This window comes from Lascolabacillus massiliensis, from assembly GCF_001282625.1.
Taxonomy (GTDB): domain Bacteria; phylum Bacteroidota; class Bacteroidia; order Bacteroidales; family Dysgonomonadaceae; genus Proteiniphilum; species Proteiniphilum massiliensis.
The window spans coordinates 1,226,791-1,244,880 of record NZ_CTEJ01000002.1 but is presented as its reverse complement, the minus strand read 5'-3'; the positions used below and the strand labels follow the sequence as shown (position 1 = coordinate 1,244,880).

17 protein-coding genes are annotated in these 18,090 nt (G+C 36.2%); 13 read left to right on the top strand and 4 right to left on the bottom strand.

Annotation, left to right across the window (positions count from 1 at the left end):
- Positions 1 to 140: 140 nt before the first annotated feature.
- From dapF to dusB, 9 genes are all read left to right on the top strand, one after another.
- Positions 141 to 986: a diaminopimelate epimerase gene (dapF, locus tag BN1354_RS10030; RefSeq protein ID WP_045090598.1), complete on the top strand. Its 846-nt coding sequence runs from the start codon at positions 141 to 143 to the stop codon at positions 984 to 986.
- On the top strand, positions 986 to 2,191 hold the full coding sequence (locus BN1354_RS10025; RefSeq protein WP_053827010.1) for an LL-diaminopimelate aminotransferase: 1,206 nt from the start codon (positions 986 to 988) through the stop codon (positions 2,189 to 2,191). The genes dapF and BN1354_RS10025 overlap by 1 nt, the downstream gene beginning before the upstream one ends.
- 212 nt (positions 2,192 to 2,403) lie before the next feature.
- The gene (locus tag BN1354_RS10020; protein WP_045090600.1) at positions 2,404 to 3,345 is read left to right on the top strand and encodes an ABC transporter permease; all 942 of its coding nucleotides are present in this window, start codon (positions 2,404 to 2,406) and stop codon (positions 3,343 to 3,345) included.
- On the top strand, positions 3,330 to 4,289 hold the full coding sequence (locus tag BN1354_RS10015) for an iron chelate uptake ABC transporter family permease subunit (RefSeq protein WP_082057413.1): 960 nt from the start codon (positions 3,330 to 3,332) through the stop codon (positions 4,287 to 4,289). Before BN1354_RS10020 ends, BN1354_RS10015 begins: the two co-directional genes overlap by 16 nt.
- The gene (locus tag BN1354_RS10010; protein WP_053827009.1) at positions 4,286 to 5,041 is read left to right on the top strand and encodes an iron ABC transporter ATP-binding protein; all 756 of its coding nucleotides are present in this window, start codon (positions 4,286 to 4,288) and stop codon (positions 5,039 to 5,041) included. The genes BN1354_RS10015 and BN1354_RS10010 overlap by 4 nt, the downstream gene beginning before the upstream one ends.
- A 12-nt stretch (positions 5,042 to 5,053) precedes the next feature.
- Positions 5,054 to 6,007, top strand: coding sequence for a siderophore ABC transporter substrate-binding protein (locus BN1354_RS10005; RefSeq protein WP_045090602.1), 954 nt, complete (start codon positions 5,054 to 5,056; stop codon positions 6,005 to 6,007).
- A 46-nt stretch (positions 6,008 to 6,053) separates the two neighbouring features.
- Positions 6,054 to 8,228 (top strand): alpha-L-fucosidase, encoded by a 2,175-nt coding sequence (locus tag BN1354_RS10000; protein WP_231623102.1) that lies wholly within the window; start codon positions 6,054 to 6,056, stop codon positions 8,226 to 8,228.
- A gap of 66 nt (positions 8,229 to 8,294) precedes the next feature.
- Positions 8,295 to 8,651: an arsenate reductase family protein gene (locus BN1354_RS09995; protein WP_045090603.1), complete on the top strand. Its 357-nt coding sequence runs from the start codon at positions 8,295 to 8,297 to the stop codon at positions 8,649 to 8,651.
- 48 nt (positions 8,652 to 8,699) lie between these two features.
- Positions 8,700 to 9,725 carry a tRNA dihydrouridine synthase DusB gene (gene dusB / locus BN1354_RS09990; protein ID WP_045090604.1) on the top strand — a complete coding sequence of 342 codons (1,026 nt, stop codon included), beginning with the start codon at positions 8,700 to 8,702 and terminating at the stop codon, positions 9,723 to 9,725.
- Between the two features lie 18 nt (positions 9,726 to 9,743).
- On the opposite strand, the gene BN1354_RS09985 is transcribed toward dusB, so the two are convergent.
- From BN1354_RS09985 to BN1354_RS09970, 4 genes are all read right to left on the bottom strand, one after another.
- On the bottom strand, positions 9,744 to 11,441 hold the full coding sequence (locus BN1354_RS09985) for a S41 family peptidase (protein ID WP_052673244.1): 1,698 nt from the start codon (positions 11,439 to 11,441) through the stop codon (positions 9,744 to 9,746).
- Positions 11,442 to 11,558: 117 nt separating this feature from the next.
- Positions 11,559 to 12,167 carry an L-threonylcarbamoyladenylate synthase gene (locus BN1354_RS09980; RefSeq protein ID WP_045090605.1) on the bottom strand — a complete coding sequence of 203 codons (609 nt, stop codon included), beginning with the start codon at positions 12,165 to 12,167 and terminating at the stop codon, positions 11,559 to 11,561.
- Positions 12,168 to 12,250: 83 nt separating this feature from the next.
- A complete protein-coding gene (locus tag BN1354_RS09975; RefSeq protein ID WP_045090606.1) occupies positions 12,251 to 13,096 on the bottom strand; it encodes an enoyl-ACP reductase FabI in 846 nt (281 codons plus the stop codon).
- A 193-nt stretch (positions 13,097 to 13,289) separates the two neighbouring features.
- Positions 13,290 to 13,982 carry an MIP family channel protein gene (locus BN1354_RS09970; protein WP_262494907.1) on the bottom strand — a complete coding sequence of 231 codons (693 nt, stop codon included), beginning with the start codon at positions 13,980 to 13,982 and terminating at the stop codon, positions 13,290 to 13,292.
- 225 nt (positions 13,983 to 14,207) lie between these two features.
- Here BN1354_RS09970 and BN1354_RS09965 point away from each other — a divergent pair, with 225 nt between their 5' ends.
- From BN1354_RS09965 to BN1354_RS09950, 4 genes are all read left to right on the top strand, one after another.
- On the top strand, positions 14,208 to 14,930 hold the full coding sequence (locus BN1354_RS09965; protein ID WP_053827008.1) for an MBL fold metallo-hydrolase: 723 nt from the start codon (positions 14,208 to 14,210) through the stop codon (positions 14,928 to 14,930).
- Positions 14,931 to 15,021: 91 nt separating this feature from the next.
- The gene (locus tag BN1354_RS09960) at positions 15,022 to 15,402 is read left to right on the top strand and encodes a VOC family protein (RefSeq protein WP_045090609.1); all 381 of its coding nucleotides are present in this window, start codon (positions 15,022 to 15,024) and stop codon (positions 15,400 to 15,402) included.
- 10 nt (positions 15,403 to 15,412) lie between these two features.
- A complete protein-coding gene (locus tag BN1354_RS09955) occupies positions 15,413 to 17,266 on the top strand; it encodes a 4-hydroxy-3-methylbut-2-en-1-yl diphosphate synthase (RefSeq protein ID WP_053827007.1) in 1,854 nt (617 codons plus the stop codon).
- An 18-nt stretch (positions 17,267 to 17,284) separates the two neighbouring features.
- Entirely contained in the window at positions 17,285 to 18,073 is a 789-nt protein-coding gene (locus BN1354_RS09950) for an aspartate dehydrogenase domain-containing protein (RefSeq protein ID WP_053827006.1), read from the top strand.
- The last annotated feature ends 17 nt before the right edge of the window (positions 18,074 to 18,090 follow it).

The following is an 18,090-nucleotide window of genomic DNA, read 5'->3' as shown; positions in this document are numbered from 1 at the left end:
GACGTAAAAAAAAGAAAAAAGATATATATTTGCAAAATAAATAGCAAATGTCAACCTAAATAGTCATTTGTTGAGTATAATCTTAAAACACTTGCCTGGTTCTGTGGGATCACGCAAGTGTTTTTTTAAAATGGATTATTATGAGATTCGAAAAAATGCATGCCGCAGGCAATGATTATATTTATATAAATCTTTTTGAAGAGAAGGTGGAAAATCCAGGTGAGCTATCAATAAGATTGAGTGAAAGACATTTTGGTGTTGGAAGTGATGGAATCGTTCTTATAGGTCCTTCAGTTCAAGCTGATTACTCAATGTTGATGTATAATGCTGATGGTAGTGAAGGTTTGATGTGTGGTAATGCCGCACGTTGTGTAGGTAAATATCTGTATGAAAGAGGTATGACTAGTAAAAATGAGATTAGTCTAAGTACAAAGTCGGGCATAAAGCATCTATCACTTAAGATTAATAATTCTACAAATAAAGTAGAACTGATTCAGGTTAATATGGGTAAAGCAATTCTTTCAGCAAAAGATGCCGGAGCTAAAGGATATTTTCAGTTAGCTCTAAATGAAATGATTGATTATCCGATCCAGTTCGATGAGCAGAAATATCGAATTACATTTGTTTCGATGGGTAATCCACATGCGGTAATATTTTTACATAATATTGAATCCTTAGAAATAGAGAAAATCGGACCAAAGATTGAACATCTAAATCTATTTCCCGATCGAACAAATGTTGAATTTGTTGAAGTAGTTGATTCAAAACATATAAAAATGAGAGTTTGGGAAAGAGGAAGTGGCGAAACCTTTGCATGTGGAAGTGGTGCTTGTGCTGCAGTTGTGGCAGGTAACATTATAGGAAAATGTAAATCCAAAGCAAAAGTAAATATGAGAGGTGGGCAACTTGAAGTGTTATGGGATAAGGCATCAAAAGAAGTTTATCTTACCGGTGATGCTCATTTTGTATATAAAGGAGAGATCTGATGTTTAAAGTAAACGAAAACTATTTATTTCTTAAAGAGAGCTATCTTTTTAGCACGATAGCAGAAAAAGTGGAAAAATACAAAACCACTAATCCGGGAGCCGATCTGATACGTCTTGGTATAGGAGATGTAACCTTGCCCTTGCCCCCTTCAGTAATTAAAGCTATTCATACTTCTGCAGATGAGATGGGAAGTAGGGAAACATTCAGGGGGTATGGTCCGGAGCAAGGTTATAGCTTTTTGAGGGATAAAATCGTAGAGATTGATTATCTGCAAAAAGGAATAGAAATTGCAAATGATGAGGTGTTTATAAGTGATGGATCTAAAAGTGATACAGGTAATATAGGAGATATTTTAGGAGAAGAGAATGTGGTTGCTATAACTGATCCTGTATATCCTGTGTACCTGGATACAACTATAATGAGAATTGGGAAATCTAATAAGATTTTATTACTGGAATGTGAAGAAGATAATGGCTTTCTCCCTCAATTACCCAAAGAGCATGTTGATGTTGTATACCTCTGTTATCCCAATAATCCAACTGGAACTGTAATGACTAAGTCTGAGCTAAAAAGGTGGGTAGACTGGGCGTTGGAGAACAACAGCCTAATACTTTTTGATTCAGCATATGAGGCTTATATTCAGGATGAAAATGTGCCTAAATCAATATATGAGATAGAAAATGCCGAACGGTGTGCAATAGAATTCCGATCTTTTTCAAAAAATGCAGGGTTTACTGGTCTTCGCTGTAGTTACACAGTAGTTCCCATGTCGCTTAAAACAAAACTGGCAAATGGAACAGAGATCAATATAAATAAATTGTGGAACCGCAGGCAGTCTACCAAATTTAATGGTACTCCATACATTGTGCAGCGAGCAGCAGAAGCAATCTATACTACAGAAGGTCAGAGAGAAGTTAAAGAAATGGTGGCTTACTACATGAACAATGCCAACATTATTCGTCAAGGATTGATAAATAAAGGATGGAGAGTCTTCGGTGGTGAAAACTCTCCATATGTGTGGATGAAATGTCCAAATGGCCTTGATTCCTGGGAATTTTTTGATCACCTCCTAAATAAATGCCATATAGTTGGTACTCCAGGTGTTGGATTTGGCTCAAAAGGTCAGGGTTATTTCCGTTTAACAGCTTTCAATAGTCTTGAAAAAACAGTTGAAGCTGTGGAAAGGATTATTTCAGTCCAATAGAATTTCTTATCAGAACCGGCAATAGTATACAAATGTGCCTATTTATAATTAGTTTCATAGCTAAAACAACATTTTTCTACTTAGTTATTGCTATTGAAGCTTAATACAGTGATTACTACCTTTGTTTCAATAATATGTTATTTAAATATATAGAGTTGAGACCGGTAAAACATGCTTATCGGTCTTTAGTTTCTTATTAATAAGTTGATTGTTTGAGAGTAGTTGTACCAACGATTATATTATTGATATTAGCTGTTTTCTCACTATTCGTGGGAGTAGCAGATATTACTGTTGCTGACATAATCAATTGGGATGTTGAGAAAATATCTCTGATTTCAATAAGCAGGATTCCAAGAACTGCTGCACTAATATTAGCTGGAGTTGGAATGAGTGTTTCCGGTGTTATAATGCAACAGATGACACAAAACAAATTTGTATCTCCCACAACTGCAGGTACACTGGAAGCTGCAAAAATGGGGCTTCTGATTTTCTTTATTTATACTTCTGCCGCTGGTATGGCATTAAAACTGTTATCAGCCTTTTTGTTTACATTTCTTGCAAGTATAGTTTTTCTGGCAATAGTACGGAAGATAAAGCATAGGAATGTAATATTTGTTCCGTTAGTTGGACTTATGTTCGGTGGTATTATTGGCTCCATATCCACATTTCTTGCTGTACGATTGAATATAGTTCAAGACTCTAATGCATGGATGATGGGCGATTTCTCAGGTATATTACAGGGACGCTATGAGCTGATCTATCTCTCTTTACCTGCAATTGTCATTACCTATCTTTATGCTAATAAATTTACTGTTATAGGAATGGGTGAGGAGTTTTCAAAGAACCTGGGACTTAACTACAACTCAATAATGAATATTGGTCTGTTCTGTGTTTCACTGACAGTCAGTTCAGTTGTTATCACTGCAGGTGCCATTCCATTTCTAGGGCTGATAATACCAAATGTAGTCAGTTTAATATTTGGAGATAATCTTAAGAAAACATTACCCCTGGTAGCATTAACCGGAGCAATTTTCCTATTGATTTGTGATGTTTTCGGCAGGATAATAATATATCCGTATGAGGTACCGATAGGGGTTACCGTCAGTATTTTTGGTGCAATTATTTTTCTATTTTTATTATGGAAAAGGCGTTAGTTATAAGAAGAAACCTTATAATTGCACTGATATTACTGATTGGAAGTGCACTGCTTTTTCTGTTCTACAAAATGGGAAACAGTTGGGAGTTTGCCATCCGTTTCAGGGGAATTAAGGTGGTTGCAATAATTGTAGTTGCCGGATGTGTTGCATTTTCATCAGTCACTTTTCAAACTCTAACAAACAACAGGATTCTAACTCCCTCAATAATGGGCTTTGAATCGTTATATCTTCTAATTCAGACTATTATTGTATTTGTTTATGGTGATCAGACATTTAAAGTCCTGAGCCATTTCAGCAACTTCGCCATTTCAGTAAGCGGAATGATAATCTTTTCTTTTTTGCTCTATTTGATGATTTATAAAAAGGGAAAAGATAATCTTTACCTTCTCTTACTGGTAGGAATAATACTTGGAACACTCTTTTCAAGTTTAAGCTCATTCATGCAGTTGCTCATTGACCCAAATGATTTTTTTATAATTCAGGGGAAGATGTTTGCTACATTCAATAAGATAAACAATGGTCTGCTTTGGCCATCATTAACGATAATGGTCATAATTCTTTTTATTGGATTCAGGATGTCAAAGTACCTTGATGTACTGGCATTGGGAAGAGATCAGGCTATTAATTTAGGACTAAACTATAATAGAGTAGTAAAGTTTTTTCTTGTTTTTATTGCAATATTAGTTTCTGTCTCCACTGCTTTGGTGGGACCAATTACTTTTTTAGGGCTGCTGGTAACAAACTTAACATATGAGCTGTTTAAGACCTACAAGCATAGTGTCATAATTATAGCTTGTTTTTTAGTATCTGCAATTTCATTGCTTTTAGGGCAGTTTATTATGGAAAGGGTATTCAACTTATCTGTTCCAATAAGTGCAATAATAAACATTGTAGGAGGATTCTATTTTATGTACTTACTTTTAAGAGTTAAAAAATTATGATTGAAGTTCAGGAAATCACAAAACAATATGGTGATAAAGTTGTACTCGATAAGGTGGGTCTGCAATTTAACAAAGGAAAAATTACTTCACTAATTGGAGGTAATGGTGCAGGCAAGAGTACTTTATTATCTGTAATAAGCCGTCTACTGTCACAAGATGGAGGCGTAGTCTTAGTAGATGAAAAGAATGTAACCGAATACAAAAGTAAGGTGCTGGCTCAACGACTCTCTATACTAAAGCAGTCGAATCATGTGAGACTAAAACTAACTGTTCGTGAGCTTGTTTCGTTCGGAAGATTTCCTTATTCACAGGAAAAACTTAATAAAGAGGATATTCTGATGGTTGACAGGGCCATAGATTTTCTCAATCTTAAGGATATAGAGAATTCATATATTGATGAACTGAGTGGAGGTCAGAAACAGCGAGCCTACATGGCTATGGTTGTTGCTCAGGATACAGAGTATATTTTGCTGGACGAACCTCTTAATAATCTTGATATGAAGCATTCGGTGCAGACTATGAAAATAATGCGTAAGCTTGCAGATGAGCTTGGTAAAACAATAATCATAGTATTGCATGATATAAATTTTGCCTCTCACTACTCTGATTACATTGTTGCACTGAAAGAGGGTAAAATTATTTATCACGACACTACAGAGAATATAATCAGAGAAGATGTCCTGAGAGATATTTTTGATATTAACATAAAAATCTGTGAGTTTGAAAGTAAAAGAATCTGTAACTATTATTAATATTTAAACAGTATGAAAAAAAATATATTTTATATCGGATTAACTTCATTATTAATCATTGGGTTAATCCAGACAGGTTGCACAGTAGGCAGTCAAAAAGGAGATACGGATGATAATACCAATGGAGAGAAAATAGAAATCACTCATGCATTAGGTACAACCGTAGTTAATAGTAACCCTCAAAGGGTGGTGGCACTCGATTTCTCTGTACTTGAGAATCTCGATTATATGGGTATTAAACCTGTTGCAATACCAAAAAGCTCTATTCCTGCCCATCTTAGTAAATTCAAAGATGATCAATCGGTAGTAGATGTTGGGAGCTTAACCGAAGTCAATCTAGAAAAAATAAATGAAGTTCAGCCTGATCTGATTATTATGAGTCAGCGTCTACTGGATTTTTATGATCAACTATCCTCAATTGCACCTGTTTTGTATCCAGAAACTGTAGATTCAGATAACTTTATGGCAGTTTTTGAAAAGAATCTTGATAACCTGGCACTTATCTTCAATAAAAAGGATGAGGTTGAGAAAGCAAAAAGTGATATCAGGAAAAAGGTTGAAGAAGCAAAGAAAATAACAACAGCTTCCGACGACAGAGCTTTAATCCTGTTGCATAATCGCGGACGATTCAGTGCATATGGTAGCGGCTCACGATTTGGTCTCATTCACGATGTCCTTGGAGTCGCCGAAGCAGCTGAGGGATTAAGTGTACACAGGCATGGTAATCCTGTATCCAGTGAGTTTATTCAAAAAGCAGATCCAGATATTATTTTCATTATTGACAGAAGCAGAGTTGTAGAAAATAATACAACAAATAAGGAGGAAATTGAGAACTTGCTGATAAAAGAGACGAAAGCTGCAAAGAATGATAGAATATATTATCTGAACCCCGAGGTTTGGTATCTTGCAGGAAGTGGTATCACTTCTGTAAATATCATGATAGACGAGGTGGTACAGGCTTTTTAATTAAATTTGCATTTAATATTAATTCTATAATAAGTGCAATTGACAAATGAAAATGAAGATTAGTCCAAAACTGAAGTTTACAATTTTATTCTGTTTAAGTATATTTACACTGACTGTTAAGGCTAAAACTGTCACTACTCCGAAAATAAAGCCATCACAGGAATGGATTGATCAGAAATTTTCAATGTTTATTCATTTTGGTCTCTATTCTGTATATGGAGGCGTTTATGAGGGAAAATCAGTAGAACGAGGTTATAGCGAACAGATACAGTCATTCGCGGGAATATTCAGTGACTGGTATGGAGAGACGGCTAATGAATTCAATCCTTTGAAATGGAATCCCGATAGTGTTGTATCCCTTGCTAAACAAGCAGGGATGAAATCTATAATTTTTACCTCAAAGCATCACGATGGTTTTTGTATGTATCACTCAAGATATACAGAATTTAATATTGTTGATGCTACACCATACTCTAGAGATTTAATGAAGGAACTTGCCGATGCTTGCCGGAGAGGAGGTATAGGCTTTGGGGTCTATTATTCGCTGATCGACTGGCATTATCCGCACGCTTATCCTATCTCGAGTCACAATGCGGATCCTCTAACTGATGAGCATTACGAATTCAACATGAAACAGGTTGAGGAAATTATGACCAATTATGGAGATATATCAGAAATTTGGTTTGATATGGGATCTCTTACACCTGAGCAAAGTAAAGGTCTGTATGAGTTGGTTAACCGTTTGCAGCCTGACTGCATGATTAGCGGGAGGTTAGGTAATGATTATGTTGATTTCGCAGTGATGGCTGATAATGAGTACCCTGATTATAAAATGGGTATACCCTGGCAAACTGCAGCTTCAATTTTTAACGAAACTTGGGGATACAGGTCATGGCAGGTTCGAGGAGATCTACAAGAAAAGAGAGAAGAGAAAATATCTAGTTTGATAAAAGTGATAAGCAGAGGTGGAAACTATCTTCTCAATATAGGTCCTCGTGGCGATGGTTCTATTGTTGAATTTGAAAGAGATGTGCTTCTTGGAGTTGGAAACTGGATAAGTAAAAACAGTGAAGCAATTTATGGTTCTGAAGCAAGTCCTTTTCATACTCCTTTTGAATGGGGTGATATCACTTATAATAATGATAAAATTTACGCTTTTATAAGCAAAATGCCGGCCAATTCAAAGATAGAATTGTCAGGTTTCAAAGGTAAAGTAAAAAGTGCGGAACTGTTGTCAACCGGTCAACCTCTTTTTTTCTCTCAAAAAGGAGACAAATTGATAATTAATGCGGACATGGGAATTAACAATAGAGGTATTGATACTGAAGCTGTATCGGAGGCTGAATTCCCTGTAATTAAAATAAGCTTTGTAGACGGTTTTACTATTAATCCATCTATAATTGTCAATGATGGGAAATTAATCCCTGGTAATAGTATGCCTGTTTTTGGCCATTCAAGTTTGAATTACTATGCTGGCTACAAGAGCCTGACAGGTTACGACTGGGCATTTAAAACAGGAAGAAAAAGTATTATCCCTAAAATAAGTTTTACAGAAAGTGAAGTTGGGCGTAGCTTAAAACTTAATATAGATGGTGAAAGTCAAATAGTTACCCTTAAGCCATCTGGAGAGAAAACTATTACTACACCAAAAGGCTCCGTAATGTGGGGCAAACTATACAGAAAACCGGGCAAGGGAGTTTTTGGAAATCTCGAAGAAGAGGGTTTGGATTTTGTTTCAGTTGGTCAACTCTCAGAAGATCTAAAGACCGTTTGGAAGGAGGTTATAGATTATAAATATGGAGAAAAGTATCAGGAGAAGATTTCACCCAGACAAAGTTTCATATTACTGCAGGAAATAGAGTCTGATCGCAATCAAACCATAGCTGTGAGATTAGGCTCAGGCAATGGAGCATATATAATACTAAATGGCAGATATATAACTGCTCACTTGTCTCCAAAACGATTAAAGTATCAGGAAGAGATTGTGCTGCTTCCTTTAACCAAGGGAAAAAATCAACTTATTGTAAAATATTATAACGGTTACGAAAAAGAGTTATCTTACAGTATCACTCCTCTAAACGAATGGACTATTTTTGAGAACAACTTAAGTAGTTATAATTTACAAGAAAAAGAGTATCACACAATATCTCTCACTGCTGAAGACGCAGAATCTTATGTTTCACCTATCCGAATGAACAATATCGTAATAGAATTGAATTAATTAGGTAGTTTTATTTATTCCAACTCATTGATTATCTTTGCTGCAAATAAATCATAGCAACAGAATATGAAACCACTATTTATTCATTACCCCAAATGCGGCACATGTCGCAAAGCTTATAAATGGCTTGAAGAAAATGGCATTGAAGTAGAATCCCGTCATATAGTTGAAAATAATCCCAATAAAGAAGAACTTTCTGAATGGATAGATAAGAGTGGGCTGCCTATCAGCAGATTTTTCAATACTTCAGGGATTATTTACAGGGAAAATAATCTAAAAGAGAAGGTTAATTCAGCATCTCGCAATGAATTACTGGAAATACTTGCTTCGAATGGGATGGTAGTCAAACGTCCAATTGTAGTAGGTGATGATTTTGTACTTGTTGGATTTAACGAGAAGCAATGGTCCGAGAAGTTACTTTGAAAACCATTTTATAGACGTGAAGAGAATCATTATACAAATCGCTTAAACATGAAAATTGGAAATTTAGAATTTCCTGAAAGGCCGGTTTTTCTGGCACCTATGGAAGATGTAACTGATATTGGTTTCAGATTGTTATGCAGACAGTTTGGAGCTGATATGGTTTATACTGAATTTATTTCAAGCGATGCACTTATACGAGAAATAAAAAAAACCAAACGTAAAATACTTTTCAGTGAAGAGGAGCGGCCTATAGGTATACAAATTTATGGCTGCGACCCTGATACTATGGTCGAGGCTGCAAAAATATGCGAAGAGGCAGATCCTGACATTATTGATATCAATTTTGGCTGTCCGGTAAGAAAGATAGCCGGTAAAGGAGCAGGATCAGGGATGATGCGTACTCCGGATATAATGCTAGAGATCACCGAGAGAGTTGTAAAAGCAGTAAATAAACCGGTGTCTGTTAAAACCAGACTTGGCTGGGACGATAATTCAAAGATAATTGTACCTCTTGCAGAACAACTTCAGGATTGTGGTATCGTGGCTTTAACAATTCATGGTCGCACCCGTTCACAGATGTATAAAGGTGATGCCGACTGGTCATTGATCCGCGAGGTTAAAAATAATCCAAGGATGCATATTCCAATAATAGGCAATGGTGATGTTACTTCACCTGAAATTACCAAACAACGATTTGAAGAAACAGGTGTTGATGCAATAATGATTGGTCGTGGAAGTATAGGAGCTCCCTGGATCTTTGAGGAGATAAAATACTTCCTTGAAAAAGGTGAGCATATGCCTATGAAATCATTCAGCTGGTATCTGAATGTATTAAAACAACATGTTCAGGAAAGTGTAAACAGGTTAGATGAGATGAGAGGTATACTGCATATGCGCCGTCACTTGGCAGCTACACCTCTATTCAAAGGTATACCTGACTTTAAATCCACTCGTATAGCGATGCTTAGGGCAAATACACTGGAAGAGTTGTTCTCAATTATGGATGAAATTCCTGTTAAGTATGAGGACTATATACAATCCAGCTTTGTGAAATCAGAAGAATTGATGGTGTAATATTTTACACCATCAATTTTATTTAGTCATTATATTTCTAATACTTTCACCACGAATATCATCATACATTTCAAAGCGATGTGATTTTTCACGGCTATCAACAGAAATTTTTTCGTTTATCTGAGTAGAGCGGAATGGGGTTGAAATAGCACTTGCTGAACGCGTAAACGATGTTTGCCCTGTAATGAGTGATAAAGCTTTTCCAAGTAAAGGATCATTAGTATCACCAAAGCTATAGAGATATAGATTTTCAAACTCATCAATTTCATAATCCGGAGTGAATCCAGCAGTAAAATCTGAAAAGCCAAGGCTATTTGCGAATTTCACTACAATAGGTTGCATTCCCCATTTATTTTTTGGATCATCATCTTCGTATATTGTAATTGAACCTACATTTTTTCCATATGTAGTTTCCCCGATAAGGATCACATCCATATAAGGTTTTAGTCCGTTTATGATAAATTCACTGGCAGAAGCTGTCCATCCCGAAGTTAACACATATAACCTGGGTAAATTCATTTCAGGGATAGCAACTGTTGTACCTATAATCTTGTCGATAAAATAATCCTTATTATAGTTTGCTCCCTCTTCCTTAATGAGAGCGTTGTGCAGAATAGAATTATATTGTGATGTAGTAAGTACATTTTTTGTTGATCTGTTTTTCACTAAAGCACTTGCAAGTGCGATAGCTGAGGAGACTGCTCCACCACTGTTATATCGAAGGTCAAGAACCATCTCATTTACACCCTTAGATTTAAAATTGCTAAGCTTGCTAATTAGTTCTTTATCATAATTGTTACTTTTATCTCCATTATCCCTTGCAAAGAAGTTATAAACAAGATATCCTATTTTATTATTAGCTACTGTATAAATGGTATCAAGATAAATAGGGTTTTCGGCAAAGTAATTATGCATATTTATGGTTACATCTCCTGAACTCTGGAGTATATACCTTTTCTCTGTCTCATTATAAACAAAATCAGCCATACTCAGTTTCTTTGTCCCGGTACCGCCAAAAAGATTTTTATAGTTGTCAGCGGTAATATTTTGTCCATTAATTTTAGTAATAAACCTGCCTCTGTTAATACCTTTAAGCTCTGCATCTGTTCCATGCATTGCATAAAGAACTAAAGCGTAGTATTGCTTAAGGGTAGCATCTGTACCTACTAAAATATATTCAAAACCTATTTCATGAGAAGCAACTCCGCTCAGATTGCCTAATAATTCAGTATAATCTTCCTGAATCCAGGAGAAGCGGTCTCCATCCGGATTTGATGTTTTATTATATTTATAAAGTATTGATTCGAAAAAGTCTTCCGGATTTAGTGAATAGTTAGGACTCTTAGAAAGCTTGTCGTTCCATAGATAATAAACCGACATATTATCATAAATCCAACCATTTACATATTTATAATCTGATATTACGTCAGAGGTTATGATCTCTGCCTTACCTGAGTTGTTTGCATTCTCGAAAGTGACTATGGAGCCATCTTCCAAAGTAGCAGTAGCAACCGGAGGATCAACCTGATTGTTAATTATTGCGTTAATAGTTTCAGTATATCCGCTGCTGTATGTTAGTTTAAAAGTTTTTGTTCCTGCATCATATGTTACAGTTTCCAACTCACCTTTGTCATTAATTTTGTCGTTATCATTACAAGATGTGTTTATTAGCAACAATAATGAAAAAACGAGCAGTATGAAATAAGTTCTTTTCATTTGACTTTATTTGTGTGATAAAAATGTTAATATATTAATTGTAATAAAAGATAAGTATGTAGTTGGTAAAAATGAGACTGCGAATGTATTAAATATTTTAATCGAAGTGCACAAATATCAGAATTTTAACTCTCCTTTTCCCTGTCTTATGATATCATGTTCTCCCGTTGAACAATCAATAACCGTGGATGGCTCAATTCCTCCAATACCTCCGTCTATTACTATATCCGCAAAATCCTGCCATTTCTCATGTATCAGTTCTGGGTTAGTTATATATTCAATCTCATCATTTTCATCTATAATTGAAGTACTTAAAACAGGGTTCCCGAGTCTGATAACAATTTCGCGTATAATGTTATTATCCGGTACACGTATACCAACTGTTTTCTTCTTTTTATAAATTTTAGGGAGTGATGATGTGGTAGGTAGAATAAAAGTGAAAGGACCAGGCAGATTTCTTTTCATTAATTTGAATGTCGGGGTATCTACCTTTGCATATTCACTTATAATGCTTAAATCATTGCATATAATGGATAAATTGCTCTTTTCAGGGTTTATTCCCTTTAAGTTGCAAATTTTCTCTACCGCGCGAACATTAAGTGCATCGCATCCAAAAGCATACAATGTATCTGTGGGGTATATCACAATTCCACCATCTTGCAGAGCAGATACTACTTTATCTATCTCACGCGTATTCGGATTTTCATTATATATTTTAATAAGCATAGTTGCAAATATAAACAAAAATAAGTTCCAATCTATTGACTGGAACTTATTTAACTCGAGTGTTAATCTTTTTAACCTCTACTTTAGCTTTCGTCAGAATTTATATTTGCATCGAGTCCGTTACTGTATTGCTTCATTGCACGAAGACTCATACCCATGCTGGAGAAACCTCCATCATTATATAGATTCTGCATAGTAACCTTGCGGGTAAGATCAGAGAACATCACAACGCAGTAGTCTGCTGCATCATCGGCATCAGCATTACCTATTGGTGACATACGTTCTGAGAAATCCATCAAATCCATCATGCCTTTTACACCACTTCCGGCTGTAGTCATTGTAGGTGATTGTGAAATGGTATTTACCCTTACCCCCTTATCTCTTCCGTAGATATATCCAAAGCTGCGGGTGATAGACTCAAGAAGTGCTTTTGCATCAGCCATATCATTATAGCCGTAAAAAACACGCTGTGCGGCAACATATGTAAGAGCAAGAATCGAACCTCCTCTTTCAATAGCATCCATCTTACGTGCAACCTGCATCATTTTATGGAAAGATACTGCAGATATATCAAGTGTTTTCATAAGCATGTCATAATCCAGATCGTCGTATGTTCTTTTCTTACGAACATTTGGAGACATACCTATTGAGTGCAGAACGAAATCAATTTTTCCGCCAAGTATTTCCATTGATTTTGCGAAAACCATCTCCAGATCTTCAACATTTGTAGCATCAGCAGGTAAAATCTCTGCATTTAGTTTTTCTCCAAGCGCAGCTGTTTCACCCATTCGCACTGCTACAGGAGTATTCGACAAAGTGATTATTGCGCCTTCTTCAACGGCTCTTTCGGCCACTTTCCATGCAATTGACATGTCGTTAAGGGCACCAAAAATAATCCCTCTCTTGCCTTTTAATAAATTGTGAGTCATAATTTTTTCAATTTTATTTATCTGATAAAATGGTTTTACCAGTCAAAAATGATTGTTATTTACATAAAACTGCGCAAATGTATAAAAAATGTGCAATAATTAAACACTCATCAGTCAAATAAGTTCTATAATTATATGTAAAAAGCGGAGATTTTACCCCGCTTTATCTAAAATAGAATATCTATTACTATATTTATTCAGTAGTAGCCAATTTATTTTCAACTGTAATTCCTTTCCAAACTAATGCAGAAATTGCTGCACCAAGCAGAGGAGCAACAATAAATAACCAGAGTTGAGTTAAAGCCACACCACCTTCAAAAATAGCAGGTCCTATACTTCGTGCGGGATTTACAGATGTCCCTGTAATTGGAATACAGACAATATGAACCAAGACTAATGCCAGACCAATTGCAAGCCCCGCAAATTTATTCAATCCATTTTTTGCAGTCACTCCAAGAACTACAAGCACAAAAATAAAGGTGAACACTGTTTCCGCAACAAATGCTTCAGCAATCTTACCTTCAGCGAAGCCATTTGCCCCTGTAAGTGTTGTGGTTGATCCGGAATCTTTAGCGAGAAACCACAAAATAGAAGATCCTATTATTGCTCCAATAATCTGAAAAAGCATATACATTAATGCATCTTTGCTGCTCATTCTTCCCGAAAGATACACTCCAAAAGTTATTGCCGGATTGATATGACAACCGGAAATGCTTCCTATCGTATATGCCATAGCTACAACCGATAGTCCAAATGCAAAAGCAACACCCAGAGTCCCAATAGTAAAAAATGGCTGATCAGCCCCTGCAAAAACTGCCGCACCACATCCCATTAATACCAGCACCATTGTACCAATCATTTCTGCTAAATACTTTTTCATAATCATTTGAGTTTTAATGTGAAACATGCTGTATGATGCAAAGGAAATAAAAAATTCTAAACAGATACTTATAAATTATAATTATTGTGGTTTTAATACTCATATGATGTTATTTAAAAACTCATTAATTGATAGTTAGAGCATACTGTTTGCAGGATTTTACCAATTTTTATGTGAAACCTTTTGAACTTTTAGCCTTATCTTTGTTTAAGATAAGAGGTAAATATTATTATGACAATCACTTATATATATCATAGCTGCTATTTAATTGAATTTCAAGAATTATCTTTGTTATTCGATTTTTATAAAGATGTTCCCCGCAGTGACGGGAAGGAGTGGATTAAAGATTATCTTCTGAATAAAGATGAGGACTTGTACATTTTTTGTTCTCACTCGCATTCAGACCATTTCAATCCTGAGATTTTATCCTGGAGGAAAAATAAAAAAAATATCAAGTATCTTTTTTCTGAAGAGCTGCTTCAAAGTAAGAAAGCTCTTCCTGAAGATGCATTATTTCTCAAGAAAGAGGAGTCATTCAGAGATCATAGAATAAAGGTTAAGGCTTATGGTTCCACTGATGCAGGTTGTTCATTTCTGATCAGCTGCGAGGATAAACTCTTTTTTCATGCTGGAGATCTAAATAACTGGCATTGGAAAGAGGAGGTTAATGCAGAAGAAGCGCTCACTTACGAAAATAATTTCTTGTGCGAACTGGAGCTGCTTTCAGAAAAATCCGAAGATTTATATGTTGCAATGTTCCCTCTGGATCCACGTTTAGGTAACGATTTTATGAGAGGAGGAGAGCAGTTTGTTTCAAGAATAAAAACTGAATTTTTTTTCCCAATGCACTTTGGAGAGAATTTTAATCTGGTGAATATGTTTGCAGGAATAGCATCAAAGTATAATTGTAATTATCTGCCTATTAATCACCATGGACAATCATTTAATCTATAAATTGACTAATTTTGTAACAACTCAATTCATATAATTAATGTTCTCTGATTGAATATCATATAAGAGTTAATTATATAATTATAAAAAGAATATGGAAATAAAGGCTAGATTTGATCACTACAATATTAATGTATTTGATCTGAAAAAAAGTATTAAATTTTATGAGGATGCTTTAGGTTTCAAAGAGGTTCGTAGAAAAGAGGCTTCTGATGGATCTTTTATCCTTGTTTATATGGGTGATAACGTAACGGGATTCACACTTGAATTAACCTGGTTGCGTGACTGGGACAGAGCATATAATCTTGGTGATAACGAACAACATCTTTGTGTAAGGGTGGAAGGCGACTATGATGAGATAAGGGCTTTTCATAAAGAGATGGGCTGTGTATGTTACGAGAATCATGATATGGGACTCTATTTTATTAATGATCCGGACGGATATTGGATAGAAATATTACCTTTGAGGAAATAATATTAATCAAATGAGTTTTTTTAATTACAAAAGACGTCCAACAATTGATGTAAAAGTTGGGAATATATTCATGGGTGGCAACTATCCGGTTGTTATTCAAACAATGACCAATACAAATACACTCGATACAGAGGGGAGTGTTGCTCAGTGTGAGAGAATTATAGCATCCGGTGCCGACCTGATAAGACTCACAACACAAGGTGTACGTGAGGCTAATAACTTAAAAGAGATACATCAGCAGCTTAGAGATAAAGGGTATAATACCCCACTTTCAGCTGATATTCATTTCAATCCCCGTGCAGCTCTGGTTGCTGCAACAATAGCAGAGAAGGTGCGTATTAATCCAGGGAATTTTGTTGATAAACAAAAGACTTTCGCTGAAAAAGAATATACAGACGAGGAGTATGCTTTGGAACTTGAGAAGATAAGGTCACAGGTAGTCCCTTTCCTGAATATTTGCAAAGAGCATGGTACAGCTGTTCGTATAGGGGTTAACCATGGTTCACTTTCTGATCGTATAATGAACAGATATGGTGATACTCCGGAAGGTATGGTTGAGTCATGCATGGAGTTTCTGAGAATTGCAATAAAAGAAGATTTCAAGGATATTGTTATCTCTATGAAGGCTTCTAATACAGTTCTGATGACAAAGGCAGTACGACTATTAGTAGCTACAATGGATAAAGAAAATATCCATTTTCCACTTCATCTTGGTGTAACAGAAGCAGGAAACGGAGATGATGGGCGTATGAAATCTGCAGTGGGAATAGGAGCCTTACTTGTTGATGGGATAGGTGATACTATCAGAGTATCATTAAGCGAAGAACCAGAAGCTGAAGTACCTGTTGCTCAGAAATTGGTTGAATATATCAATAAGCTTGAAGGACATGAACCAATAGTTTCTGAAGAATATCCCGGTTTCTCTCCATTTTCTATGGATAGACGGGAAACAGACTCTGTTTGGAATGTTGGAGGTGAATATCTTCCTGTAGTAATATCTGACAGGAGCAGGATAAACGATATGTCAATCAACCCACATTTTATACCTGACTATATCTATGTTGGTAATAGAGTGCCTGACAACTTCCCTAAGGGAATGAAATCGATTGTCGATTTTGAAAATTGGGAGAAGAAGATTGACAATTTTCCGCTCTTTACAGTCGACTCTTTAGATAAAATAAAAGATTGTGATTCAGAAGTGAGGTTCCTGCGCCTGTCATTCCCTGAATTGTCAGAGAGAGTTATTGCATTTTTGAAAGTTGTACCTAAAGTAGTTGTTATACTGACTTCTGACCATCAAAATAGGGTAGGTGAGCAGAGAGCATTTTTCCACACTCTTTTAAATGAAGGTTGCAGGGTACCTGTAATTCTCCAGAGCAGTTATAAAGAGGATGAGGCAGAAGACCTGCAGATTAAAGCGGGAGTAGATTTTGGAACAGTGCTTCTTGATGGCTTCGGTAATGGCATCATGATGAGCAACGAGGGTAAACTTGATATTCTTGATGTCGATGCATACTCATTTGGAATCCTCCAGGCAGCACGTGTCCGTACAAGTAAAACAGAGTTCATCTCTTGTCCGGGTTGCGGAAGAACTCTATTTGACCTGCAAACAACAGTTGCACTGGTACAGAAACATTTCTCTCATCTGAAACATCTGAAAATCGGAGTTATGGGCTGTATTGTCAATGGTGTTGGAGAGATGGCTGATGCGGATTACGGATATGTAGGAGCAGAACATGGTAAGATATCCCTTTACCGCAAAAAACAGCTTGTTGCAAAAAATATACCTCAGGCAGAGGCTGTTGAACATCTTATTCAGCTTATAAAGGATAATGGGGACTGGACTGAACCTGCTGAAAATTAATATGAATTTTTTAACTATATGAAGAGACTTGTAATTGTAGGTTGTGGTTTCCTGGCTGATATTGTGGCTGATGCTTTATTGGCCGGCTTGTTGCCTGATTATGATCTGGTAGGAGTATATTCCCGATCAAAAAATAAAGCAGAGCGTCTTGCAGGTAAAATGAAAAAAAACGGGAGGGAGTGTAAGCCTTGCTCATCTTTAACTGAACTGCTCGCTCTTAAACCTGATTTTCTTGTAGAAGCGGCTTCTCCGGCAGCTATGAAAGAGTTTGCAATTTCAGCTTTAGAAAATGGTACTTCTGTAATCACATTATCAATAGGAGCTTTTGCAGATATTGATTTTCTGGAAAAGGTTAGAAGAACTGCTTTGGCAAACGGTACTAAAGTGTATATCGCCTCGGGTGCTACCGGTGGGTTCGATGTCCTTAGAACAGCAACTCTAATGGGCAATGCAACTGCTGAGTTCCTTAACGAAAAAGGGGTAAAGGCTTTGAGAGGATCATCTCACTATGATAGTGAAATGGAAATCTCAAAAAAGATGGTCTTTTCAGGTACAGCAAGTGAGGCCATTGAAACATTTCCAACCGGACTTAATGTGGCTGTAGCAGCTTCACTGGCTACAGTTGGTCCTGATAATTTGCGGGTGACAATGGAGTCGACACCCTATTTCACAGGTGACAGACAGCGTGTGGAGATAAAAAATGATGAGGTTCATGCTGTGGTAGATGTTTTCAGTGCCACTTCAGCAATTGCAGGCTGGTCTGTAGTAAGTACACTACAGAATATTGCTTCCCCTATTGTTTTTTAATAGTTTATATTTCTGCT

Bases quoted from the DNA above. Each gene is read 5' to 3' on its own strand.
- dapF (WP_045090598.1), top strand. From the start codon at position 141: ATGAGATTCGAAAAAATGCATGCCGCAGGCAATGATTATATTTATATA.
- BN1354_RS10025 (WP_053827010.1), top strand. From the start codon at position 986: ATGTTTAAAGTAAACGAAAACTATTTATTTCTTAAAGAGAGCTATCTT.
- BN1354_RS10015 (WP_082057413.1), top strand. From the start codon at position 3,330: ATGGAAAAGGCGTTAGTTATAAGAAGAAACCTTATAATTGCACTGATA.
- BN1354_RS10010 (WP_053827009.1), top strand. From the start codon at position 4,286: ATGATTGAAGTTCAGGAAATCACAAAACAATATGGTGATAAAGTTGTA.
- BN1354_RS10005 (WP_045090602.1), top strand. From the start codon at position 5,054: ATGAAAAAAAATATATTTTATATCGGATTAACTTCATTATTAATCATT.
- BN1354_RS10000 (WP_231623102.1), top strand. From the start codon at position 6,054: ATGAAAATGAAGATTAGTCCAAAACTGAAGTTTACAATTTTATTCTGT.
- BN1354_RS09995 (WP_045090603.1), top strand. From the start codon at position 8,295: ATGAAACCACTATTTATTCATTACCCCAAATGCGGCACATGTCGCAAA.
- dusB (WP_045090604.1), top strand. From the start codon at position 8,700: ATGAAAATTGGAAATTTAGAATTTCCTGAAAGGCCGGTTTTTCTGGCA.
- BN1354_RS09985 (WP_052673244.1), bottom strand. From the start codon at position 11,441: ATGAAAAGAACTTATTTCATACTGCTCGTTTTTTCATTATTGTTGCTA.
- BN1354_RS09980 (WP_045090605.1), bottom strand. From the start codon at position 12,167: ATGCTTATTAAAATATATAATGAAAATCCGAATACGCGTGAGATAGAT.
- BN1354_RS09975 (WP_045090606.1), bottom strand. From the start codon at position 13,096: ATGACTCACAATTTATTAAAAGGCAAGAGAGGGATTATTTTTGGTGCC.
- BN1354_RS09970 (WP_262494907.1), bottom strand. From the start codon at position 13,982: ATGATTATGAAAAAGTATTTAGCAGAAATGATTGGTACAATGGTGCTG.
- BN1354_RS09965 (WP_053827008.1), top strand. From the start codon at position 14,208: ATGACAATCACTTATATATATCATAGCTGCTATTTAATTGAATTTCAA.
- BN1354_RS09960 (WP_045090609.1), top strand. From the start codon at position 15,022: ATGGAAATAAAGGCTAGATTTGATCACTACAATATTAATGTATTTGAT.
- BN1354_RS09955 (WP_053827007.1), top strand. From the start codon at position 15,413: ATGAGTTTTTTTAATTACAAAAGACGTCCAACAATTGATGTAAAAGTT.
- BN1354_RS09950 (WP_053827006.1), top strand. From the start codon at position 17,285: ATGAAGAGACTTGTAATTGTAGGTTGTGGTTTCCTGGCTGATATTGTG.